At 60.7% G+C, this 20,295-nt stretch carries 24 protein-coding genes; 7 read left to right on the top strand and 17 right to left on the bottom strand.

Annotated elements, in window-relative coordinates:
- Window positions 1-36: 36 nt before the first annotated feature.
- Entirely contained in the window at window positions 37-297 is a 261-nt protein-coding gene (locus AC19YS_RS21850) for a hypothetical protein (RefSeq protein WP_106579746.1), read from the bottom strand.
- Between the two features lie 343 nt (window positions 298-640).
- On the opposite strand from AC19YS_RS21850, the gene AC19YS_RS21845 reads away from it, so the two are divergent.
- Window positions 641-1,966: a sigma-54 dependent transcriptional regulator gene (locus AC19YS_RS21845; protein WP_106579747.1), complete on the top strand. Its 1,326-nt coding sequence runs from the start codon at window positions 641-643 to the stop codon at window positions 1,964-1,966.
- Between the two features lie 61 nt (window positions 1,967-2,027).
- Here AC19YS_RS21845 and fapF read toward each other — a convergent pair whose 3' ends face one another.
- The 7 genes from fapF to AC19YS_RS21810 all read right to left on the bottom strand — a co-directional run bounded on the left by fapF (window position 2,028) and on the right by AC19YS_RS21810 (window position 8,000).
- Window positions 2,028-3,338 carry a fibril amyloid transporter FapF gene (fapF, locus tag AC19YS_RS21840; RefSeq protein WP_169366951.1) on the bottom strand — a complete coding sequence of 437 codons (1,311 nt, stop codon included), beginning with the start codon at window positions 3,336-3,338 and terminating at the stop codon, window positions 2,028-2,030.
- Window positions 3,339-3,387: 49 nt separating this feature from the next.
- Entirely contained in the window at window positions 3,388-4,137 is a 750-nt protein-coding gene (gene fapE, locus AC19YS_RS21835; RefSeq protein WP_124417714.1) for a fibril amyloid subunit FapE, read from the bottom strand.
- A 37-nt stretch (window positions 4,138-4,174) separates the two neighbouring features.
- Window positions 4,175-4,852 (bottom strand): fibril amyloid maturation endopeptidase FapD, encoded by a 678-nt coding sequence (gene fapD, locus AC19YS_RS21830; protein ID WP_106579750.1) that lies wholly within the window; start codon window positions 4,850-4,852, stop codon window positions 4,175-4,177.
- 62 nt (window positions 4,853-4,914) lie between these two features.
- On the bottom strand, window positions 4,915-5,610 hold the full coding sequence (gene fapC / locus AC19YS_RS21825) for an amyloid-like fimbrin subunit FapC (protein WP_200623745.1): 696 nt from the start codon (window positions 5,608-5,610) through the stop codon (window positions 4,915-4,917).
- A gap of 66 nt (window positions 5,611-5,676) precedes the next feature.
- Window positions 5,677-6,240: a fibril amyloid subunit FapB gene (gene fapB, locus AC19YS_RS21820; RefSeq protein ID WP_200623746.1), complete on the bottom strand. Its 564-nt coding sequence runs from the start codon at window positions 6,238-6,240 to the stop codon at window positions 5,677-5,679.
- Window positions 6,237-6,689: a fibril amyloid chaperone protein FapA gene (fapA, locus tag AC19YS_RS21815; RefSeq protein WP_200623747.1), complete on the bottom strand. Its 453-nt coding sequence runs from the start codon at window positions 6,687-6,689 to the stop codon at window positions 6,237-6,239. Before fapA ends, fapB begins: the two co-directional genes overlap by 4 nt.
- A gap of 315 nt (window positions 6,690-7,004) precedes the next feature.
- Window positions 7,005-8,000, bottom strand: coding sequence for a FecR family protein (locus AC19YS_RS21810; protein ID WP_500602643.1), 996 nt, complete (start codon window positions 7,998-8,000; stop codon window positions 7,005-7,007).
- Window positions 8,001-8,154: 154 nt separating this feature from the next.
- On the opposite strand from AC19YS_RS21810, the gene AC19YS_RS21805 reads away from it, so the two are divergent.
- Window positions 8,155-8,424 carry a PepSY domain-containing protein gene (locus AC19YS_RS21805; RefSeq protein WP_500602642.1) on the top strand — a complete coding sequence of 90 codons (270 nt, stop codon included), beginning with the start codon at window positions 8,155-8,157 and terminating at the stop codon, window positions 8,422-8,424.
- 19 nt (window positions 8,425-8,443) lie between these two features.
- Here the strand turns inward: AC19YS_RS21805 and AC19YS_RS21800 are convergent, their stop codons facing one another.
- The 3 genes from AC19YS_RS21800 to AC19YS_RS21790 are packed head-to-tail and all read right to left on the bottom strand — an operon-like array spanning window position 8,444 to window position 8,980.
- Complete coding sequence (locus tag AC19YS_RS21800; RefSeq protein WP_500602641.1) at window positions 8,444-8,608, bottom strand: hypothetical protein; 165 nt, start codon at window positions 8,606-8,608, stop codon at window positions 8,444-8,446.
- A complete protein-coding gene (locus AC19YS_RS21795) occupies window positions 8,605-8,733 on the bottom strand; it encodes a hypothetical protein (protein ID WP_500602640.1) in 129 nt (42 codons plus the stop codon). The genes AC19YS_RS21800 and AC19YS_RS21795 overlap by 4 nt, the downstream gene beginning before the upstream one ends.
- Window positions 8,708-8,980 (bottom strand): hypothetical protein, encoded by a 273-nt coding sequence (locus tag AC19YS_RS21790; protein ID WP_500602639.1) that lies wholly within the window; start codon window positions 8,978-8,980, stop codon window positions 8,708-8,710. Before AC19YS_RS21790 ends, AC19YS_RS21795 begins: the two co-directional genes overlap by 26 nt.
- A 169-nt stretch (window positions 8,981-9,149) precedes the next feature.
- On the opposite strand from AC19YS_RS21790, the gene AC19YS_RS21785 reads away from it, so the two are divergent.
- Window positions 9,150-10,187, top strand: coding sequence for an Ldh family oxidoreductase (locus tag AC19YS_RS21785; protein WP_106579757.1), 1,038 nt, complete (start codon window positions 9,150-9,152; stop codon window positions 10,185-10,187).
- A gap of 49 nt (window positions 10,188-10,236) precedes the next feature.
- Here the strand turns inward: AC19YS_RS21785 and AC19YS_RS21780 are convergent, their stop codons facing one another.
- Window positions 10,237-10,557 (bottom strand): ElaB/YgaM/YqjD family protein, encoded by a 321-nt coding sequence (locus tag AC19YS_RS21780; protein WP_106579758.1) that lies wholly within the window; start codon window positions 10,555-10,557, stop codon window positions 10,237-10,239.
- A gap of 163 nt (window positions 10,558-10,720) precedes the next feature.
- Between AC19YS_RS21780 and AC19YS_RS21775 the strand changes: the two genes are divergently transcribed.
- Entirely contained in the window at window positions 10,721-10,975 is a 255-nt protein-coding gene (locus tag AC19YS_RS21775; protein WP_106579759.1) for a hypothetical protein, read from the top strand.
- Here AC19YS_RS21775 and AC19YS_RS21770 read toward each other — a convergent pair.
- On the bottom strand, window positions 10,947-11,867 hold the full coding sequence (locus tag AC19YS_RS21770) for a LysR family transcriptional regulator (protein WP_500602638.1): 921 nt from the start codon (window positions 11,865-11,867) through the stop codon (window positions 10,947-10,949). The two genes, AC19YS_RS21775 and AC19YS_RS21770, sit on opposite strands and share 29 nt — an antisense overlap.
- A gap of 91 nt (window positions 11,868-11,958) precedes the next feature.
- Between AC19YS_RS21770 and AC19YS_RS21765 the strand changes: the two genes are divergently transcribed.
- Complete coding sequence (locus AC19YS_RS21765; RefSeq protein WP_169366946.1) at window positions 11,959-12,885, top strand: carbon-nitrogen hydrolase family protein; 927 nt, start codon at window positions 11,959-11,961, stop codon at window positions 12,883-12,885.
- A gap of 36 nt (window positions 12,886-12,921) precedes the next feature.
- On the opposite strand, the gene AC19YS_RS21760 is transcribed toward AC19YS_RS21765, so the two are convergent.
- From AC19YS_RS21760 to AC19YS_RS21750, 3 genes are read right to left on the bottom strand one after another with little or no spacing between them, the layout of a single operon-like run.
- Window positions 12,922-13,479, bottom strand: a complete 558-nt coding sequence (locus tag AC19YS_RS21760; RefSeq protein WP_500602636.1) for a GNAT family N-acetyltransferase — start codon at window positions 13,477-13,479, stop codon at window positions 12,922-12,924.
- On the bottom strand, window positions 13,479-13,940 hold the full coding sequence (locus tag AC19YS_RS21755; RefSeq protein WP_119735904.1) for an LEA/WHy family protein: 462 nt from the start codon (window positions 13,938-13,940) through the stop codon (window positions 13,479-13,481). Before AC19YS_RS21755 ends, AC19YS_RS21760 begins: the two co-directional genes overlap by 1 nt.
- A 12-nt stretch (window positions 13,941-13,952) precedes the next feature.
- Window positions 13,953-15,380, bottom strand: coding sequence for a nucleobase:cation symporter-2 family protein (locus AC19YS_RS21750; protein WP_500602635.1), 1,428 nt, complete (start codon window positions 15,378-15,380; stop codon window positions 13,953-13,955).
- Window positions 15,381-15,612: 232 nt separating this feature from the next.
- Between AC19YS_RS21750 and AC19YS_RS21745 the strand changes: the two genes are divergently transcribed.
- Window positions 15,613-17,238 (top strand): methyl-accepting chemotaxis protein, encoded by a 1,626-nt coding sequence (locus AC19YS_RS21745; RefSeq protein WP_119735900.1) that lies wholly within the window; start codon window positions 15,613-15,615, stop codon window positions 17,236-17,238.
- A 593-nt stretch (window positions 17,239-17,831) separates the two neighbouring features.
- Here the strand turns inward: AC19YS_RS21745 and AC19YS_RS21740 are convergent.
- Window positions 17,832-18,947 carry a Gfo/Idh/MocA family protein gene (locus tag AC19YS_RS21740; RefSeq protein ID WP_500602634.1) on the bottom strand — a complete coding sequence of 372 codons (1,116 nt, stop codon included), beginning with the start codon at window positions 18,945-18,947 and terminating at the stop codon, window positions 17,832-17,834.
- A gap of 300 nt (window positions 18,948-19,247) precedes the next feature.
- On the opposite strand from AC19YS_RS21740, the gene AC19YS_RS21735 reads away from it, so the two are divergent.
- Window positions 19,248-20,279 carry a WD40/YVTN/BNR-like repeat-containing protein gene (locus tag AC19YS_RS21735; RefSeq protein WP_179610191.1) on the top strand — a complete coding sequence of 344 codons (1,032 nt, stop codon included), beginning with the start codon at window positions 19,248-19,250 and terminating at the stop codon, window positions 20,277-20,279.
- The last annotated feature ends 16 nt before the right edge of the window (window positions 20,280-20,295 follow it).

The raw sequence follows: 20,295 nt of genomic DNA, 5'->3' as shown, positions 1-20,295 counted from the left end.
TACACCAGGGCAATGATCGGAAGTTGCTGTGTTGTCTTACTTGGGCATTGCCCAGGACTGCAACTTATAGCCATCTTTGTCGAGTTCGGCGCGGGCCTGCAACAACAGATCTTCCAACTGAGCCGGGTCGGTGTAGGCACTCGAGGACAGCTGTTTGCTGCCAATACGCGTGTTGGTGCGGTCGATGACGCTCAGGCTGAGGGCGCCATTGCCATCGTGCCAGGCCACGCACTGGAAGGGTTGGAAAGCACGGTCTGCGATCAAAAGAGCTTCGTTGATGCGGAGCGGGGCGTTCATGTGGGTCTTCTCTCTAATGCCCATTCAAGTGAGTGCCGTCGGTTGGGCGAGCCAGACGGCGAGTTACTTGTACTGATGCTCGATGGCGGGGTACGGGTCACATGCTAGAGCAAGAAATTTCAACTTTCCGTGATCAACGTCATGTAAGCGGCTGTTTTGAAAGCTGAATAACCGTTGCGGTGCACGGCACTCTTTTACCCGCAAATTTTCAGCGCTGGCTTTGTGCCAACACTTATAGCGAAATGGTACAAGGCGCGCGTCAATACCTTGCTAGTGTTAGCGCCAGACCTCACAAACCTTTGTTTCTAAATAACTTTAATAATATTGGCGCCAAGGAATAGTCATGGTTGTTACACCTGTCCAGCGTCGTCTGCTTGTGGTCGATCCGTGTGATGACTGTCACGGACTGCTGCCCGGTTTGCGCACCGCCGGATGGGAAGTCGACAGCTGTGCCCTTGGCACCGTCGGCGATCGGTCCTGCGATGTTGGCCTGCTGCGCTTGCAGCCTTATCACCTTGAGCGCCCGGAAGCGGTCAAGGAGTTGATCAGCCGCAGCGGCACCGAGTGGATCGCGGTGCTCAGCCAGGACGTTTTGCGCCTGCAAAATGTCGGAGATTTTGTCTGCGAGTGGTTTTTCGACTTCCATACCTTGCCGTTTGACGTGGCGCGCGTGCAGGTCACGCTGGGGCGTGCGTTCGGCATGGCCCGTTTGCGTGGCAAAGGCCATACGCTGATCGATGAGCCCGAGCATGAATTGCTGGGTGACAGCCGGCCGATTCGTGAACTGCGCAAGCTTTTGGCCAAGTTGGCACCGACGGAATCGCCCGTGTTGATTCGCGGTGACAGCGGCACCGGTAAAGAGCTGGTGGCCAAGACCCTGCACCGCAAGTCCCAGCGCCACGCCAAGCCATTTGTGGCCATCAACTGCGGTGCAATTCCCGAACACCTGATTCAGTCCGAACTGTTCGGCCATGAAAAAGGTGCGTTTACCGGCGCACACCAGCGCAAGGTCGGACGCATCGAGGCGGCTCACGGAGGCACGCTGTTTCTGGATGAAATCGGTGATTTGCCGATGGAGCTGCAAGCCAACCTCTTGCGCTTTTTGCAAGAGAAGCAAATCGAACGTGTCGGCGGCAGCCAACCTATCCCCGTGGATGTGCGGGTATTGGCGGCAACCCACGTCGACCTGGAAACCGCGGTTGAAAAGGGCACCTTTCGTGAAGACCTGTATTACCGCCTGAATGTGCTGCAGGTGGTCACCGCGCCCTTGCGTGAGCGCCACGGCGATGTAGCGATGCTGGCCAACCACTTTTCACGCTTCTACAGTCAGGAAACCGGGCGCCGCCCGCGCAGCTTCAGCGAGGATGCACTGGTAGCCATGGGGCAGCACCCTTGGCCGGGCAACGTGCGCGAGTTGGCCAATCGCGTGCGCCGTGGCCTGGTGCTGGCCGAAGGGCGGCAGATCGAAGCGGCGGACCTGGGTTTGCTGGGCGAGCAGGCAATTGCGCCACCGATGGCTACACTGGAAGATTACAAGCACCGCGCCGAACGCCAGGCGCTGTGCGATGTGCTCAATCGGCACAGCGACAACCTGAGTGTCGCAGCCCGTGTGCTGGGGGTTTCCCGGCCGACGTTCTACCGATTGCTGCACAAACACCAGATCCGCTAGGGCGGGTAAAACGAAAGCCCCGCAACGACCCTCATCGTTGCGGGGCTTTTCCTTGCGCGGCTTAAAAGTAGTACGGGAATTTCAAGCTGAACGTAAAGTCCGGCGCATCGTCCGTCATGCCGATCGACAGGTTCGGCACGATGGTCAGGTTTTCCGACGCGGCAATGGTCATGCCCACGTTGAAGTAACCGGCGTTGGCATCGCTGGACACCACCGACTGCCAGTCCTGGCCGTTTTGCTTGATCTTGCTTTTGCGCTGCACCAGGTCCGACACGGAAAACGACATGCTCATTTTTTCGTTAAGGGCAAAGGCGACCCCCAGGCCAAGTTGGAAGCTGTCGCCCAGGCTGATTTTGCCGGGGACTTTCTGGTTGACGTTAGGGCTGATATCGCCGAATGACTCCTCGAAGTTATGCGTATACGACAGCGAGCCGAACAGTACCGCTGGATCGAAGGTTTTCACCAGGGAGATGCCTGGCGTCACCGACCACACACCGTTACCCGTCGGCAGGCTTTCCGGCACGGCCAGGTTATTGTTATTGACTTGCTCGATCAGCTTGATGCCGTAGGGCTCCTGGCCGGTCGGGGCTTTGACGCGCACTGACACCACGGCATCCGGCAGGTTGGCGCTTTCATCCAGAAACTTGTAAGCAATGCCGAAGTTGACATCGCCGATGGTTGGGTCTCGGGTCACCGACGCTTCGGACGTGGCGTTGGAGTCGCCGTTGGCGCCGCCCGACTGATAGGTCGACTCGCGGTACACCACCGGCACGTTCAAGTCGAACTGCCAGCGGTTATCCAGGTTGTAGCGCCCGGTCAGGTCCAGGGTCCAACTGTCGGATTTGATTCGGTCCAGGTTAATGTTGCCGAGGAAGATCGAGTCCAGGGCCAAAAAGCCGTTGAGGGAAAGCTGGCGGGCATCGTAGCGGGCATAAGTAAGGCCGGTTTCGAAGCTGAACTTGCCATTACCGAAGAAGCCGCTGGCTTCGTTGTACAGGTTGCTCACGCTTTGTGCCGGGGCCGAATCGTCCTTAAGGCTTTGCCCGTAGGAACTGCCGCCGCCGGCGCCACCCGAGGCCGCCGCCGCACCTGTGCCAGGCGTATGACCGGCCACAGTGGTGCCGCCTTTCTGGAAGTCGGCGGGGGATTTGGCCAAGCGTTTGGGGGTGGGAGTTGCGGGTTGGTCTTCTACTTGTCGTACGCGTTGTTCCAGTACGGCCAGTGCTTTTTGCTGCACTTCATAGCGTTGTTTGAGTTCCAGCAGTTCCTGTTTCAAGCCCTCAATGTCGGCATCGGGTGCGGCGTATAGCATTGATGCGGGCAAGAGCGTACTCAAGCAAACCACTGCACGTAACGATAGCGATCGATGCATGAAATAAGCCGTCCCTTTCTAATGCGTAAGTGTCGTGGCTCAGCGTAGTTCAATAACCGGAGGGGCGTAGGCCTTTGAGTTGATCAAGATTAAGGTTCTGCGTGAGGTTGTTCAGACCGTTGTTGCCCAGCACCACATTCAGTTGGGTCATGTTGTTTACAAAGTTGCTGTTGCCTTGAATGACCGTGCCTTGTAGGACGTTGCCGCCACCAATTTGCTGCACCACATTGCCCTGATTGTTACTGGCCTGAAGCGCCATTTGCAGCCCGCCGTTATTGGCCGTGACCGTCACCTGGCCAGCAGCGGTGCCGCCGGTGATCGGCTGGCCAGCCATCAGCGCTTGCCCTGATTGCACGTAGTTGGCAGGCGCCAGGCCGTTTCGGCTGACGTTGATGTCCACGCCGTTGCTGGCGGTGTTGCCGTCGCCCGCCGCGCGCACGCTTTGTGTCACGCCCTGGCCCGTGCCCAGGCCTGCGCCGCCGATGACCGTGCCGGTGCCTTGGGGTTGCTTGGCGATGCCGGTGCCATCATTGCCGGTCACCTGCACATAAAACTGAGGGGTCACGGTGGCTGAGCTGACCTGCATATTGGCCGTGCCAGTGACGGTTGCACCGGCGGCATTGGTCCAAGTGCTGCTCATGACGATCCCGAAGCTGATAATCCGCCCCGGCATGACATAACGGCCACGCAGCTCGGCCATTTCCGAGTCCTTGAGTTCGATCGGCTTGAACGTCGAGGAAGCATAAGCAGGTACTGAGGCTGCCAGGCACATGACCGTCAGCCAGCGTCGAGTGTTCATCGTGTGCTCCTGGAGCGTCCTGCTCCTTATTGCGCTTCTAGAAGAAGTCGCTCTGGATAAAACCGAAGTCCATCAATTCACTGTCACGTACGGGGCTGAATTCGTTCAGCTGGCTCTTGGCGGTCAGTGGGTTGGGCGGCGTGAGCAGGGCGTTGGCCTTGTCGTAGCCCTCGCCTATAACCGCGAACACAATGCCGTTCCAGCCTTTGACGAAATCGTCTTTGGCATAACGCTTGTTACCCAGCACGGGGTCGCCGATATACACCCAGTCCTTGTCGGCCCGCTGCAACACCACGAAGTGCTTGTAGCCACGAATATCCAGCAACACCACCACCGGCACTTTTACGGTGATCAGTACTTGCGGGGTGATCCGGTAGCCCTTGGCGCGCATGTGGATGCTTTCCAGGTAGCGCTTCATGTCCAGCATCGAGAAGCCCTGGGTGCGTACGAGGTTCTGGTCGGCGTTGACCAGCATGCCCTTGATGACGTGGTCTTCATCCACGTCCATCCAATAGGCTTGGCGCAGGATGGTCGCCAGTGCGGCCGCGCCGCAGCTGAAATCGGTTTTCTGTTCCACCAGGTTGGCGAACTTGCGCTCGCGGATGCTCTCGACCTTCTTGTAGACCACCGCGCCGTTAGGCATGACCACTGCCATTTGCGCCGCCCAGGTCGGGCCGGTGAGTGCCAGCAGCAGAAGGAGGGCTCCGAAGCGCATGATCGTAGGACCTGTTGGACACTGGAAATAAAAAGGGCCTTGTTGCCAAGGCCCTGTCTGCATCAGAAGCGAGTGATTGCGACGTTGTTCTGACCTTGGTTGTTGCTGCCCGACAGAACGTTGGAGTTCGACACCCCGGAGCTGAAGTTCATCGAGTTGTTCACGCTGGCGTTGTTGACCACCGGTTTGCTGCTCCAGCCGTGGCCGCTGCTCAGGTTCTGCGTCAGGTTACCCGACACGTCCTGCACGCCGGCGACGGTTGCGGCGCCGCTGTCGCCATTACCCGAGGCGATTGCAACACTGCTGCTGCCCTGGTTGGAGGTGCCCGATGCGGCGTTCAATTGAATCACGCCCGAAGCGTGGTTACCGCTGTCGTTGAGGGACGCGTTGTTTTTGGTACCGCTGTTGACCACCAGGTTGCCGGTGTTCGACTGTGCGGTGCCGGTGCTGGCGAACACGAAGTCGGCGTCGCCGGATACGATGGCGACATCGTTTTTGCCTTGGTTGTTGTCGCCGCTCAGCACGTTGCCGTTGGCCACGCCGCTGATGTTGTTGTACGAGTCATTCGCCGAAGCGTTGTTCTTGGTTTTGTCATTGAGCACCACGTTGCCGTGGTTGCTTTGACCGTCTTGGGTGGTCGCCGCTGCGGTCGTTGGCGCAGGCTGTGGATGATGGTTGGGTTGACCCGCTTGAGCAGCAACAGCCATGAGCGCAGCGAGAGCGAAAGCCAGTGGTTTGAGGGCCATTGTAGTTTTCATGGTGTATCTCCTTGCTTCTATTAGTTGGTTAAGTGTTGGTACGTTCCAGCTACCGACTCAGCTCCATCAGTTGAGTCGTAAGTTCAGGGTGTTAGCCACTCGGTTCCCCACCCCGGCGCTCTGGTTGACCTGTACCACTCCACGGCTGCCGGTGAAGGCCTGGTCGCTGGTCACGACCTGGCGGCTGCCAGTGGTAGAGGTCAATCCTGAGTCGGTTGCAAGCGCAACGTTCTGTTGCGACATGACGCTGTCGTCGATGCTCTGCGGGCCAGCGCTGACGCTGATTCGCACGGCATTGATCATCTGGTTCTGGGCGCCGGCCGACTGATTGACACTCAGTGCGCCGTTGCCATTGCTGAAAGTGTTGCCCTGGATCGTCGTCCTGGCGTTCAGCGCGCGGTCGGCCGCGGCGCCGCTGATTTTTTGCGTGACGGTCACTGTTGCCTGGGCGTTGTGGCCTACAGCGATCGCGACGTTGTTGCTCAACTGTTGTTGATCGCCCGCGGCCTGGTTGATCGAGACCACGCCGTTGTACTGCGTGCCCGAGTTATCAATGCTGGCGTTGTTGTTGCTGTCGGCCATCGCCGCTGTGCAACCGAGCGCCGCCAGTAGCATCCAGGTGCGATTCATTTCATCGCCCCCCCGACCATGCCGCCGATGTTGTTCAGCGGTGCGAGGCCGCTGGATATCGCGCCGTTGACCGTGCCCGAAATGCCGCCGCCACTGTGGCCGGCCGCGCTGCTGGCGCCCAGGCCTGGACCGCTGCCGATCGTGTTCAAGCCAGTGATGTCGCCATTGGGCATGATGCTGCGAGTAATGCTTGAGCCGCTGCTGATGCGCCCAATGTCGTTGTCGCTGAGTTCATTGGTGGAGGCGCGCAGGACTTGTGCCGACGGGTTGGCACTGACGGTGTTGGGGTAGGGGTCGACGCCGCGTGAGCGACCGATCACATACGGTTGAACCTGGCGCTCAATCACGATCACGCCATCACCTGCCGCGAGCACTGGAAGGCTTGCGCCGGCACTCAGAACGCAGCTGATCAGCAGGAGGCTCAGTGAGCCTGGATTGTGTGTGTCCACGGCAGTGTTCCTTATTCTTCGCGCTGACCCTAAACAGCGCTGTAAGGGAGAGAGCAGAACGCGTGCCGCTTTTTATTTGTTTTTCAAATTCAGAGGGTTGGGGTTAAAGCCGGGCGAAGTGATGGCCGTGCTGTATCAGCGTTGAGACAGTGGCCCTGTGGCCGGGCATGTACGGCCCCGCCTGAAGGTTGTCTCATGGCTGTAACAGTCGGTGTGACAGAACGGTGAATCCGCTCAGCACGGGCGGTTCAGGGCAGGGAAGTGTTTCAAAAATGGACACTCAGGGCGCAAGCGAGCCCGTTCGTGCAAAGCGCATCAGCCTTTGGGGGCTTTACGGGGAATCGAATTGAGCACGGGGTTGCCGTCCTGGTTTTGGGTCAGGTAGACCGGCAAAACCCTGGGCAGGGAGGGGACGAGGTTGTCCACCTCGTTGATGTTGTAAATGCCGCCGATGCGAATGGTCCCGGTGGTGGTGTCTGCCAGCATCACGGGCTTATTCAGGTAGCGGTTGATCAGCGGCAATGCATCGGCCAGCGCCAGGTTGTCGAGCACCAGTTTGCCCTGGCGCCAGGCAAGCGCGGAGTCATTGGCGCTGATCGCGGCGATTTGCGGCGTGGCATCGCCTGTGTGGTAGCTCGCCTGCATGCCCGGAGTCAGCGGCACGCTGCCATGCACGGCGTCGCTGGCGATCTGTACCGAGCCTTCAAGCAGCGTTACCCGCACCAGGTCTTCGTATTTCCAGACGTTGAATTGCGTGCCCGTGACCTGCACCTGGCCGTCGCCAGCGCGCACGATGAAGGGATGATGGCTGTCGTGAGCGACCTTGAAAAACGCCTCGCCCTTTTTCAAGGTCGCCCGGCGTTCGTCCTTGTAATGGCTGTAGACCAGCTCGGTGCCCAGGTTCAGCTCCACCTGGCTGCCATCGCCGAGGGTGACCTTGCGCAAGCCCTGGGTGGCTTCGAAGTGTTCATACGAGCTGGGCAACCAGCCCGCTTCCCAGCCCGTGAGGGCGGCCAGCGGCAAGGCCGCAAGGCACACGGCGGCGGCAACGGCGTAGGCGCGCAGCCGTCTGCGCGGCTTGAACGCCAGCACCGCCGGCGCCGGCTCGCTGCGTGGCAGGTGATCGGCCACGTCCCAGATTTCCAGCATGGCTGCGTATTCGAAGGCGTGCAGGGGATGGGCGTCGTGCCAATCTGCAAAAGCCTGACGCTCGCCTGCCGTGCAGTCATCGGCATGCAAGCGCATGCACCAATGCGCGGCGGCGTCGGTGATGGCGTCATATTCGGCTTCTGAAAGGGACTTTTCGCTCATTAACTCATCCTGATTTCGCACATTCTAACCTCCCGATGCGGATGGCGAGAACAGCCATCATGGCGATTGCACATCAATTGGAACTTATTCTTGTTTGGGAACATCAGAAAAACAGAGGACATGAGTCCGTCATTCCCCCCAATGGAGTACGAAAATGCTGAAGAAAACCTTAGTCGCCCTGTGTGCAACCACCGCGCTGCTCAGCGCTGGCGGAGCCCTGGCGGATAAACCGGGTGCGGGCTGGATCACCATCGAGAAAGCCATTGAAACCGCCAAGGCCAAGGCCGGGTATGTCGAAGTCTACAGCGCCGAAGCCGATGACAAAGGCTACTGGGAAGTCAAAGGGCGCAAGTCCGATGGCGTCGTCTATGAAGCGCGCATTGATGGCGCTTCGGGCAATATCCTGCGTGACCAGAAAGACTGACCTCCCGCCGGGAGCCTGCTCAGGCTCCCGCATCCAGCGCTCGGCCCAACTGGCAGATCAAGTAAGTCACCGAGTCGGCATTGGCCAGAATGGTATCGATGCGTTTGTCCGGGTCGCTCATGAAGATCGCCCGGGCATCGTTGAGCGTGCGCGCACCGGTGGTGTTCAACACTTTATTCTTCAAGGCTCGGGTCCAGGGACGGTCACCGAAATCCTCCCATTGAGCACGTCGGCGCGGCTGTCGAACAGCTCAAGGCCGCCATAGGGGCTGTAGAGCACGGCCTTACTGGCATCGGGTGTGGGGCTCATCATAAACGCCCCGGCCAGCACAATGGCGGGCTTGCCCCCCAGCGTTGGCCAACAGCCTTTCCACCTTCATCGGGTAGCCGTGCACCGCCTCATTCTGGCGCGCTGCATCGGTGGCGTAATAGAGCGTGTGCAGCCAATCAAGGTCCTTGACCGAAAACCCCAGCGCGCGCGCTCGCGCTGACGGGGTTTTGCGTTTGACGGTCTGTAGGAACTCATCGAAAAAGTACGGTGGTGTCACTTGCGTCATGGGGCGCTCTCCTTTCACGCGGCGGTCATCAAGCGCCAAAGTAGGAGGTCGCGCAGCACGCTGGGCGGTAGATAACGCAAGCGCCCGTTGACAGCAGGCACAGGAGGCGTTGTTTAATCGGCGGTCTGGATTCTTGTTGTCTCTTCCAATTATAAAATCGGAGCTACAGATGTCTGCCCAGTCCCCGCTCGTTGACAGTCCTGCAGCATTCATCGGTTTCGATGACCTGGTGGGATTGCTGCACGCGATATTCGTCAAGCACGGCACCTCACCGCAGGTTGCCTCGATCCTGGCGCGCAATTGCGCCAGCGCCGAGCGCGACGGTGCGCACAGCCACGGCATTTTCCGTATCCCCGGTTACCTCAGCACACTGGCCAGCGGGTGGGTCGACGGCAAGGCCACGCCCGTGGTCACGGATGTGGCGTCCGGCTTCGTGCGGGTGGATGCCGGCAACGGGTTCGCCCAGCCGGCCCTTGAAGCGGCGCGCGCGTTGTTGGTAGACAAAGCTCGCAGCGCCGGCATCGCACTGCTGGCGATTCACAACTCTCATCACTTTGCCGCGCTGTGGCCGGATGTCGAGCCCTTCGCCGAAGAAGGGCTGGTGGCGTTGAGCGTGGTCAACAGCATGACTTGCGTGGTGCCGCATGGCGCCGACCGGCCGTTGTTCGGCACCAACCCCATCGCCTTCGCCGCACCGCGTGCCGACGGCTCGCCCATCGTCTTCGACCTGGCCACCAGCGCCATCGCCCACGGCGACGTGCAGATTGCCGCGCGCAAGGGCGAGCGCTTGCCGCCGGGCATGGGCGTTGACAGCCTCGGCCAGCCGACCCAGGACCCCAAAGCCGTGCTCGAAGGCGGCGCGCTGTTGCCCTTTGGCGGGCACAAGGGCTCGGCCTTGTCGATGATGGTCGAGTTGCTGGCGGCGGCGTTGACGGGAGGCAATTTCTCGTTTGAATTCAACTGGGCCGATCATCCGGGCGCGCGTACACCCTGGACCGGGCAATTGCTGATCGTCATCGACCCGAGCAAGACGGCCGGGCAAAACTTCGCCGAACGCAGCCAGGAACTGGTGCGGCAGATGCATGCGGCGGGGTTGCGGCGGTTACCGGGGGATCGACGTCACCGCACACGGGCGAAGTCGCAGCAACAAGGTATTGAGCTGGACGCTCGCGAACTGGCGCGCTTGCAGGCCTTGCTGGAGACATAAAAAAGGGGCTGCGCCAACGGCGCAGCCCCCATGCATCAAGTACGGTGTATCAGTTACGGCGACCCAGCAACAACCCCACCACCAGGCCAAAACCTGCAGAGATGGCCACGGTCTGCCATGGATGGCCGCCGATGTAGGTTTCGGTCGCGTCGACCACCGGCTTGCTGCGCTCGCGCACGTTGGACACCGACTCCAGCGCTTGCTTGAGTTTGATGGCAACCTGTTCGCGCAGGGTTTCGCCTTCTTCGCCTACCAGGGAGGCGCTGCTCTTGAGCAGTTTGTCCGACTCTTCGATCAACGCCGTCAGTTCACTGAAAGCTTGATCCTTGATTTGATCTTCGACAGCTTGGGCAGCAGATTTGCGGGCCATTGTGTGACTCCTTGCAGGTGAATGTGACAGTGAACAATGGAGTGTCAGGCGGCGGCAAAAGTTGCAGTTTTTTTGCCGGGGCCTGTTTTTGGGCAAAATCCGAATCAGGATATTTCGACCTACAGTGTAAGATGTCGTCTATTTGTGCAGCAGGTAATTCCACATGAGCTTCAATCTCGCCAACAAAACCCTCGCCGAACGCGCCGAGCTGGAAGATGAAAAGTCACGCCTCTACGACCTGTGGCAGGCCAACCTGGGCAAGGCCAAGGGCGAAGCGGCGCGCTTGTTCGGCGAGCGCGCCAAGCGCAAGGGCAAGTGGGCTGAATGGGTGCGCGCAGAACTCGACGGCATGTCGCCGCCGGAGTTTTCCAATATGGTGCGCAGCGAAGTCAACAAGCTGATGGCCGCGGCGAAATAAAGCACGCCACAATCGCCTCGCGCACCTTGAGCAACAGCGGATCAAGCTGCGCCTGGGTGCGCCAGCCCAGTTCTACCGGGTAAACCGGCAGCGCCAACGGGCAGGGCAGTACACGCAAGCCGGTCATGTGCGCGATGGCCTGGGCCGCATGGCCGGGAATAGTCGCGACCGCCGTGCTGCCTTTGAGCAGAAACGGCAGCGCGGCAAAATGGCTGGTGGACGCGCACACCTGGCGGCTCAACCCTTGCGCCGCCAACCCTTCATCAGTGATCCCGATAAAACCGCCCGACGACACCAGCACGTGCTCGCGCGCGACGAACTCATCCAGGCTGATAGCGTGCTGGCTGGGCGCCAGGCTGTCCGGGTCGACCAGGCAGCGGTAATCCCCTTCGCCCACTACCTGTCGACTCAGCCTGCGTTCGGCAAACCCGCCCGCGGTGATCGCCAGGTCCAGGCTACGGTCAAGCAGGGCCGCGGCGACGATCTGGCTGTGGGTCTGGCGGAAGATCACCCGCAGCTTGGGCGCGCAATCGGCGATGGCCTCCATCAACCGACGGGCGTAAGCAATTTCGAAGTCATCGGATAAACCCAGGACCACTGAACGCCCTTGGTAGTCAAGATTGTCGGGATGGACCATGGCCAGGCTTTGTCGGCAGCGGTCCAGCGCTTCGCTGATCACCGGTTTGAGCTGATTGGCACGCAACGTCGGTGCCAGGCCGCGGCCGGTGCGCACAAATAATGGGTCGCCATACACGTCGCGCAAACGTCGCAGGCCTGCGCTGATCGCCGACTGGGTAACGCCCAGGCGCAACGCGGCGCGGCTGGCACTGGACTCGTCGTGCAGGGCTTCGAAGGTTTTCAGCAGGTTCAGGTCAACCTGGGCGATATTCATTTGGCTCATATCATTCAGCATTGAAGTGGGCTTTATTCATGATCATGGCTGATCGGAGAATGGGCAACCCCCCTTATTTGGAGTGATCGTGATGCCCCTTTCTACCGTGGCTGCCTTGCAAATCGGTGCCTTGCCAGAAGGCAAAGCGCAAACCCTGGCGCAAATCCTGAGCTATGAGCACGAGATTCTGCGCAGCGGTGCGCAATTGGTGGTGATGCCTGAGGCCTTGCTGGGCGGCTATCCCAAGGGCGAAAGCTTCGGCACGCAGCTGGGTTATCGCTTGCCGGAGGGGCGCGAAGCCTTTGCCCGTTATTTTGCCAACGCCATCGACGTGCCGGGCGTCGAGACGCAAGCGCTGGCCGGGTTGTCTGCCCGCACCGGTGCCAGCCTGGTAATCGGCGTGATCGAGCGCAGTGCCAGCACGTTGTATTGCACGGTGCTGTATTTCGAGCCGAACGGCGGGCTGGTTGCCAAGCACCGCAAACTGATGCCCACCGGCACCGAACGGCTGATCTGGGGCACGGGCGATGGTTCGACCTTGCCGGTGATCGACACCGCTGTAGGCCGGATCGGTGGGGCGGTGTGCTGGGAAAACATGATGCCGCTGCTGCGCACCGCGATGTACGCCAAGGGCGTGGACGTGTGGTGCGCGCCGACCGTGGACGAACGCGAAATGTGGCAGGTGAGCATGCGCCATGTCGCCCATGAAGGGCGCTGCTTTGTGGTCAGCGCCTGCCAGGTGCAGGCCTCGCCTGCGGCGCTCGGCGTGCAAGTGGCCAATTGGCCGTCAGACCGTGCGTTGATCGCGGGCGGCAGTGTGATTATCGGGCCGATGGGCGATGTTCTGGCCGGGCCGTTGGTGGGAGAGGCCGGGTTATTGACCGCGCAGATCAATACCGAGGACCTCGTCCGGGCACGTTATGACTATGACGTGGTGGGGCATTACGCGCGGCCGGATGTGTTTGAGCTGGTCGTGGATGAGCGCGCCAAACCAGGCGTGCGCACCCTCACCGAGTGAAGCCGGTCAAGCCGCAGCCGCCGGCAAGCCTGGCGCCTACGGCGTGGCAGGTAGCGTGTTGAGCCACTCTTCGCGGGTTATTTCCCAAATATCGCGCGCGAAGGTGCCTTCCACAAACCGACCTTCCTGCGACCTGATCAAGCGCATGCCGGTGCGCTCGGATATCCGCCGCGAGCCAATATTGGGCGCCGCCTTGGGCACACGCAGCACGGGGCGCTTGAGTACCTCGAACCAGTACTCGGTCACCGCCGCGCTGGCTTCGGTCATCAAGCCCTGGCCTTGCCATTGCGGGCCCAGCCAGAAGCCGCGGTTATCGTCCGGTTCGTCCATCAGGCTGATAGTGCCGATCAACTGCTCCGGTGCACTTTTGAGGCGGATCGACCAATGCCACTGCTCGCCCCGTGCCATGCCCGGCAAGGCGACCTGTTCCAGGTAGCAACGCGCGCCATCGGCCGGGTAGGGCCAAGGCACTGCGGCGTTGAGGTAGCGCACCACGTTCCAATGCGCAAACTGCTGCTGGATGGCCTCGGCATCCGCGAGCACCAGCGGGCGCAGGATCAGTCGTGGGGTCAACAGTACCGGTTGGCGGGCCATCACCAGGTCGCCGTGTTCGGCAGGTCCAGCGTGCCGCGCTCGACAAAACGCTGGGTGCCAAACAGGCCACCCGCCAGTTTGCCGCGCAGCACATAGGGCAGGTTGTTCAAGCTTTGGGTCTGGCTCAGGCCCAGGGTCTGGCGCAATACGGAAAACGCCGAAACGCTCACCGGCACACTCAGCACGGTTTCAGAAAACCGTGGGATCGAGCCGGACTGGTCACTGACCCCGGACGCCAACGGCCGGCCATTGACGTCCAGATCCAGGGCTACGCCGCTGTAGTCGATCGCCGTTTCATTCGGGTTTTGCACCCGCAGTTTCACCGCAAATCGTACTTCCAGGTCCTGGCTTTGCAGCGGCTCGATGCCGACCACGCTGATGTTGACCGGGTCGCGATTGGGGAACAGCGCACAGGCGCTCAAGGTCAGCAGCAGTAACGATAGAACCATGAGCTTGCGCATTGAAAAGTGCTCCTATTTCGTGGCGTCCGGGTCCTGCATGACCTTGAGGGTAGAGGACTCCGGATCAAATTCATCTTCTTCCAGCTCTATGAACTCTTCGGGCAGGAAAATGTTCAGCAGGATTGCACAGAACGCGCCCACCGTGATCGGCGACTCGAAGATGTTGTGCAGCGCCTTGGGCAGGTCGCGCAGCACTTCCGGCACGGCGGCCACACCCAGGCCCATGCCCAGGGAAATCGCCACGATCAGCACATTGCGCCGGTGCAGCCCGGCCTCGGCAAGAATCTTGATCCCGGCCACGGCCACGGTGCCGAACATGATCAGGGTGGCGCCGCCGAGCACCGGCTTGGGCATTAATTGCAGCACCGCACCGATCATCGGGAACAGCCCCAGCAGCACCAGCAGGCCGGCGATGAAGTACGCCACGTAGCGGCTGGCCACGCCGGTCAACTGGATCACTCCGTTATTCTGCGCGAAGGTCACCATCGGCAGGCTATTGAAGGTGGCGGCCATGGCCGAGTTGAGGCCGTCCGCCAGTAGGCCCGACTTGATGCGTTTGATATACAGCGGGCCTTTGACCGGTTGTTGCGAAATCATCGAGTTGGCAGTCAAGTCGCCAGCGGCTTCCAAAGGCGAAATCAGGAAGATCACCGCCACCGGGATAAACGCCACCCAATCAAACGAGAAACCGTACTTGAACGGCACCGGCACGCTGATCAGCGGCACTTGAGGCAGGGCTGCCAGATCGACCCGGCCCATCCACCAGGCCACCACAAAACCCAGCGTCAGGCCGATCACGATCGAACCCAGGCGCAGGAACGGGTTGCTGAACCGGTTGAGGACCACAATAGTCAGCAGCACCAGCGCCGCCAGGCCCATGTTGCCGGCCGCGCCCAAATCGCTGGAGCCGTAACCCCCGGCCATGTCGGTGACCGCCACTTTGATCAGCGACAAGCCCATTAGGGTAATGATGGTGCCGGTCACCACCGGGGTGATCAGCTTGCGCAACTTGCCGATGAACTGGCTCAGCACCACTTCGATAAAGGCTGCGAAAAAGCAGATACCAAAGAGCGTCGAGAGAATTTCATCGGTGCCGCCGCCTCGGGCCTTGACCATAAAGCCGGCGCTGAGAATCACGCTGATAAACGAAAAGCTGGTGCCCTGCAGGCACAACAGGCCCGAACCGATCGGGCCGAACGTGCGCGCCTGCACAAACGTGCCGAGCCCGGACACGAACAGCGCCATGCTCACCAGGTACGGCACTTCGCTTTCAAGGCCCAACACGCCGCCGACGATCAAGGTGGGGGTGATGATGCCGACAAAACTGGCGAGCACATGTTGCAGTGCGGCAAAAATCGCCGCAGTAAAGTGCGGGCGATCTTCCAGGCCGTAGATCAGGTCGGATTTATAGCGGGGGCGAGGGGTTTGAGTGTCAGACAAAATACAGGCCCGTTAGGGAAAGGGGCGCGCAGGATGCCAGAAAGTGCCGGCCGTCAGAAGTGTGTAAAAATATTTCGAAACATCCTGCATTAAATCCCGGCATCTGCCGATACCGTATTCAAGCCCACCCAACTCTTATAACAGTGGTGCCCAAAGATCAGAGCGGTGCGTTGGCGCCGACTGATCGTGTCGCGGCAGGGACGCTCGCCCACTATCTCTCGAGAGCAGCCCTATGTCCCTTCGTAATCTGAATATTGCCCCGCGCGCCTTCCTCGGTTTTGCGTTCATTGCGTTGCTGGTCGTGATCCTTGGCGTATTTGCCGTCAACCGCATGACACAGATTCGCCAGTCTTCCCTGGACATGGGGACCAACCAGTTACCCAGCGTGAAATTTCTCGGCAACATGACGGAAAACGTCCTGCGCTTGCGCATCTTGTCGTTCCGGATATTGATCAACCGTGAGCCCGCCGCCCTTGAGGAAGCCAAGACCCGCGTGGCGGTGTTGGTCGACAAGGTCAAGCAGGCCCAGGGTGCTTACGCGGTTATGCCGGCAGGCCCGGAAGAGGCGGCGCTTTACAAAACTTTCGCCGCGACCCTCGACAATTACTTCGCGGCGCAGGCCGAGATGATGTCGCTGTCGCAGCAGAACAAAGTCGACGAAATGCGCAGCCTCATCAATACGCGGATCAAGGACGGTACGGATCTGATGGGTGAGCAGCTGAACAAACTGATCGCGATCAACAGCGCCGATGCCGACCAGGCCGGGCGGGATGCTGAAGGCAGCTACCAACAGGCCGTCAGCGGCATCATCATCGTTTCGGTGGTGGCGGCGTTGATGACGGTGTTACTCGCCTGGCTGCTGACCCGCAGCATCGTTGCGCCGCTGCGCAAAGCGGTGCAAGTGGCCGAAACCATCGCCAGCGGTAACCTGACCACGCTCGTCGAAGATGATGGCAAGGATGAACCGGCCCGTCTGCTTGGCGCTTTGTCTGCGATGCAGACCAACCTGCGCCAGACCATCCAGCACATCGCCGGTTCGGCCACGCAACTGGCCTCTGCTGCCGAAGAATTGAGCGCGGTCACCGAGGAAGCCTCCAGAGGCCTGCAACAACAGAACAACGAAATCGACCAGGCCGCCACCGCCGTCAACGAAATGACCGCCGCCGTGGAAGAGGTGGCGCGCAATGCGGTATCCACCTCCGAAGCGTCCAGCCAGTCCAACCAGGCGGCGCGTGAAGGCCGTGATCGGGTAGTGGAAACGGTCGGTGCGATTCAGACCATGACCCAGGACGTGCAAACCACGTCGGTGATGATCGAAGGCCTGGCCACGCAGGGCCGTGACATCGGCAAGGTGCTGGACGTGATCCGCGCGATTGCCGAACAGACCAACCTGCTGGCGCTCAACGCAGCCATTGAGGCAGCCCGCGCCGGTGAAGCCGGGCGTGGCTTTGCGGTGGTGGCCGATGAAGTGCGGGCGCTGGCGCATCGCACCGCGCAGTCGACCCAGGAAATCGAGAAAATGGTCGCCGGCATTCAGACGGGCACCGGCGAAGCGGTGCAGTCGATGCAACAAAGCAATCAGCGCACCCAGAGCACGCTGGAAATGGCCCGTGCCGCCGGTGTGGCGCTGGAGCAGATTACGCAGTCGATCAGTTTGATCAACGAGCGCAACCTGGTCATCGCCAGTGCTTCTGAAGAGCAGGCCCAAGTGTCGCGTGAGGTGGACCGCAACCTGGTCAACATCCGCGACCTGGCGACTCAGTCGGCAGCCGGCGCCAACCAGACCAGCGCCGCCAGCCACGAGCTGTCACGGCTGGCGGTGGATTTGAACGCGATGGTGGCGCGGTTCGTGATCTGATGATCGAAGAGCGTTGGGTGTGTGTTGCGCCCTGTTTTCGCTCAGATTTCGCAACCACCCAGGCACCGACCTGAGGGGTGCAAGCACAAGCAGAGCGGCTTTACTGTGAGAGCGGGCTTGCCTGCGATGCAGCCACCTCGGCCCATCAGGTGCATCGGGTTGATGCCATCGCAGGCAAGCCAGCTCCCACATTGAATTGGGTTCAGCTCTCAAGATCAGGTCGGCTGTCAGGCCGCCTCGGCTGTGCTTTTGCTTCTACCACTCAGGTCGGCTACTAGGCCGCCGTGCTGTAGATTTTGATCTTGATCTTAGGCGCCCCGTTAAACCACGCTGGCCGAGCGCAGGTAGTACGGAGCGGCTAAACCGCCAGGACGCCGGTTTAGCCGCGACGGGGCAGGGACGGCCCGTCGCGGCGGCCCGCTCCGTAGTACCTTCGTTCGGGCACACCGAGCCTAAGCGAGGGGCCGAGTGGTGGGGCATGAGCCCTTTGGTTACTTTGGGGCTTTTCCAAAGTGACCCGCCGTAAGGGCGGAACCCAAAGCGGCCCTCTCCCAAACAACGGATAATCACCCGGTCAAACCCAGCCCCCGCGCTCACACCTCACCCACCACAACCCAACGCGCTTCACGGGCAGCCACACGAATCGCCGTTGCCAACTGCTCAACCGCCCATGCCCCCTCAAAGTCAGTGCCCCCCGCGCCTTGCCCCGCCAGCGCCATGATCAATTCGTGCACCTCCAGCGTTTTCAACTCGTTGTACCCCAGTTGATGCCCGGCCGCCGGGCTGAACGCGGCATAGCCGGGCAGGGCAGGGCCGGCCAGCAGCCGTTGGAAACCGTCCTGGCCGAGCCGACACACCCGCAGTTCATTCAAGCGCTCCTGATCGAACGCCAGCGTGCCTCGCGTGCCACTGATTTCAAAACTCAGGTGGTTCTTGTAGCCGTGCTTGAGCCAGCTGCTGCTCACCGTGCCGCGCGCGCCGTTGGCAAAGCGCAAGAGTGCGTGCACCTGGTCATCCACCGCGATGGGTTTACGGTCGCTGCTGCCGTAGACGACCGGGCGTTGGGCGTGGACGGTCTGGGTGTCGGCGCACACGCTGTGCACCTCACCGACCAAGTAGCGCGCCATCGACAGCAAATGACTGCCCAAATCCGCCAAGGCGCCGCCGGCATGTGCCACGTCACAGCGCCACGACCAAGGTGAGGCCGGGTCGGCCATGAAATCTTCGCTGAACTCGCCCTGGAAACTGATGATTTCGCCCAGTTCGCCGTCGGCAATCATCTGCCGCGCCAGGCTGATCATCGGGTTGTGCTGATAGTTGTAGCCCACCCGCGTGACCACGCCGGCCGCACTCGCGGCGCGGCGCATGGCTTCGGCCTGCTGCAGGCTGACCGCCAGCGGTTTTTCGCAATACACCGCCTTGCCCGCTGCAATCGCCGCCATGGCCATGGGGTAATGCAAGTGATTGGGCGTGGTGATGGCCACGACATCAACGGTGGGGTCATCTATCAGCGCCTGCCAGTCGCCGTGGGCTCGGGCAAACCCCCAGGCGGTAGCGCAACGCTGTGCGCGTTCGGTGTCGGCATCGGCCAAGGCGGCCAGGTTGAGGTGTACCGGCAGTTCGAATACCGCGCGGGCATTGTTGAACGCCAAGGCATGGGCGCGCCCCATGAAGCCCGTGCCGATCAGGCCGATTCCGAGTTCACGCATAGCGGTGTTCCTTTGGATTATTGTTTTCAGGATGTGCATTAATGGAATAAATATTCTCTAAATTCAAGAGATGGAATAAATATTCATTAATCAGCCTGGGTAATGCACTCATATTCAGGCCATCGTCATAGCCCGCCAGTTAACAAAAGATAACGTAGCGCCGATTGTCAGACGATTCGAAAGCCCGATAGGATGGCCCCTGCTTCCTTCAGGCGCTCTAGATTGCAGGTTTCAGAGGCCGGCAAGGCAGGACGACCTAACAATAATAAATCGGGAGAAAGGTCTATGAGTGAGCCTGTCATGGGTTGGGTTGTTTGCCGCCCGCGCGCCGCACGCAAGGTTGCGATGCTGGCTACAGCGCTCTCGCTGCTGGGGGTGTTGTCGACACCCGTGCTGGCAGCCGATGAAACCGGCGCACCGCCGGCATTTGCGATTCAATCCCCCAAGGCCGCCAAAGGCCTGATGATCGACGTGGTGCACGCCGGCTCCCGTCTGGTGGCGGTCGGTGATCGCGGGCACATCCTCTATTCCGATGATCAGGGCAGCACCTGGACCCAAGCCAAAGTGCCGACTCGGCAACTGCTGACGGCGGTGTTTTTCGTCGATGAAAAACACGGCTGGGCTGTCGGCCACGACGCACAGATTCTTGCAAGCGCCGATGGCGGCGCCACCTGGACCCAGCAATACCAAGACCTCAAACGCGAAGCCCCCTTGCTCGACATCTGGTTCAAGGATGCCGAGCACGGCCTGGCCGTGGGCGCCTACGGTGCGTTGATCGAAACCACCGACGGCGGCAAAACCTGGGCAGACGTCAGCGACCGCCTCGACAACGAAGACCAGTTCCACCTCAACGCCATCGCCTCTATCAAGGACGCCGGGCTGTTTATCGTCGGTGAGCAGGGCAGCATGTTCCGCTCCAGTGACGACGGCCAGACCTGGGAAAAGCTCGAAGGCCCGTACCAGGGCTCGCTGTTTGGCGTGATCAGTACCGCTCAACCCCACACCCTGTTGGCCTATGGCCTGCGCGGCAATCTCTACCGTTCCACGGACTTTGGCAGCACCTGGGAACAGGTTGAGCTGAACGCGGCGCGAGGTGCCCTGGAATTCGGCTTGTCCGGCGCCACGTTGCTCGACGACGGTTCGCTGGTGGTGGTCGGCAACGGCGGCAGCGTGGTGGTCAGCCATGACGACGGGCAGACCTTCAGCGTGTTCAACCGTCCAGACCGCATTTCACTCTCGGCGGTCACCGCGGCGGGCAACGGCAACTTGATTCTGGTCGGGCAGGGTGGCGTGCGTGTGGCCTCCGCCGCCGGTGCAGAGCTCTCAAAATAATAAGAAGGCGGGGTTT

It is taken from the genome of Pseudomonas sp. MF08831 (assembly GCF_059862645.1).
Note: the sequence above shows the minus strand (reverse complement) of the source record. Positions and strands in the feature narration are given on the sequence as shown.

What these genes read in the sequence shown, in the direction of transcription:
- AC19YS_RS21785 (WP_106579757.1), top strand. Translation starts at nt 9,150, where the DNA reads ATGTCTGCCCAGTCCCCGCTCGTTGACAGTCCTGCAGCATTCATCGGT.
- AC19YS_RS21795 (WP_500602640.1), bottom strand. Translation starts at nt 8,733, where the DNA reads ATGAGCCCCACACCCGATGCCAGTAAGGCCGTGCTCTACAGCCCCTAT.
- AC19YS_RS21810 (WP_500602643.1), bottom strand. Translation starts at nt 8,000, where the DNA reads ATGAGCGAAAAGTCCCTTTCAGAAGCCGAATATGACGCCATCACCGAC.
- AC19YS_RS21760 (WP_500602636.1), bottom strand. Translation starts at nt 13,479, where the DNA reads ATGGCCCGCCAACCGGTACTGTTGACCCCACGACTGATCCTGCGCCCG.
- fapF (WP_169366951.1), bottom strand. Translation starts at nt 3,338, where the DNA reads ATGCATCGATCGCTATCGTTACGTGCAGTGGTTTGCTTGAGTACGCTC.
- AC19YS_RS21790 (WP_500602639.1), bottom strand. Translation starts at nt 8,980, where the DNA reads ATGACGCAAGTGACACCACCGTACTTTTTCGATGAGTTCCTACAGACC.
- AC19YS_RS21745 (WP_119735900.1), top strand. Translation starts at nt 15,613, where the DNA reads ATGTCCCTTCGTAATCTGAATATTGCCCCGCGCGCCTTCCTCGGTTTT.
- AC19YS_RS21775 (WP_106579759.1), top strand. Translation starts at nt 10,721, where the DNA reads ATGAGCTTCAATCTCGCCAACAAAACCCTCGCCGAACGCGCCGAGCTG.
- AC19YS_RS21770 (WP_500602638.1), bottom strand. Translation starts at nt 11,867, where the DNA reads ATGAATATCGCCCAGGTTGACCTGAACCTGCTGAAAACCTTCGAAGCC.
- AC19YS_RS21755 (WP_119735904.1), bottom strand. Translation starts at nt 13,940, where the DNA reads ATGCGCAAGCTCATGGTTCTATCGTTACTGCTGCTGACCTTGAGCGCC.
- fapE (WP_124417714.1), bottom strand. Translation starts at nt 4,137, where the DNA reads ATGAACACTCGACGCTGGCTGACGGTCATGTGCCTGGCAGCCTCAGTA.
- fapB (WP_200623746.1), bottom strand. Translation starts at nt 6,240, where the DNA reads ATGAATCGCACCTGGATGCTACTGGCGGCGCTCGGTTGCACAGCGGCG.
- fapD (WP_106579750.1), bottom strand. Translation starts at nt 4,852, where the DNA reads ATGCGCTTCGGAGCCCTCCTTCTGCTGCTGGCACTCACCGGCCCGACC.
- AC19YS_RS21765 (WP_169366946.1), top strand. Translation starts at nt 11,959, where the DNA reads ATGCCCCTTTCTACCGTGGCTGCCTTGCAAATCGGTGCCTTGCCAGAA.
- fapC (WP_200623745.1), bottom strand. Translation starts at nt 5,610, where the DNA reads ATGAAAACTACAATGGCCCTCAAACCACTGGCTTTCGCTCTCGCTGCG.
- AC19YS_RS21845 (WP_106579747.1), top strand. Translation starts at nt 641, where the DNA reads ATGGTTGTTACACCTGTCCAGCGTCGTCTGCTTGTGGTCGATCCGTGT.
- AC19YS_RS21740 (WP_500602634.1), bottom strand. Translation starts at nt 18,947, where the DNA reads ATGCGTGAACTCGGAATCGGCCTGATCGGCACGGGCTTCATGGGGCGC.
- AC19YS_RS21780 (WP_106579758.1), bottom strand. Translation starts at nt 10,557, where the DNA reads ATGGCCCGCAAATCTGCTGCCCAAGCTGTCGAAGATCAAATCAAGGAT.
- AC19YS_RS21735 (WP_179610191.1), top strand. Translation starts at nt 19,248, where the DNA reads ATGGGTTGGGTTGTTTGCCGCCCGCGCGCCGCACGCAAGGTTGCGATG.
- AC19YS_RS21850 (WP_106579746.1), bottom strand. Translation starts at nt 297, where the DNA reads ATGAACGCCCCGCTCCGCATCAACGAAGCTCTTTTGATCGCAGACCGT.
- AC19YS_RS21805 (WP_500602642.1), top strand. Translation starts at nt 8,155, where the DNA reads ATGCTGAAGAAAACCTTAGTCGCCCTGTGTGCAACCACCGCGCTGCTC.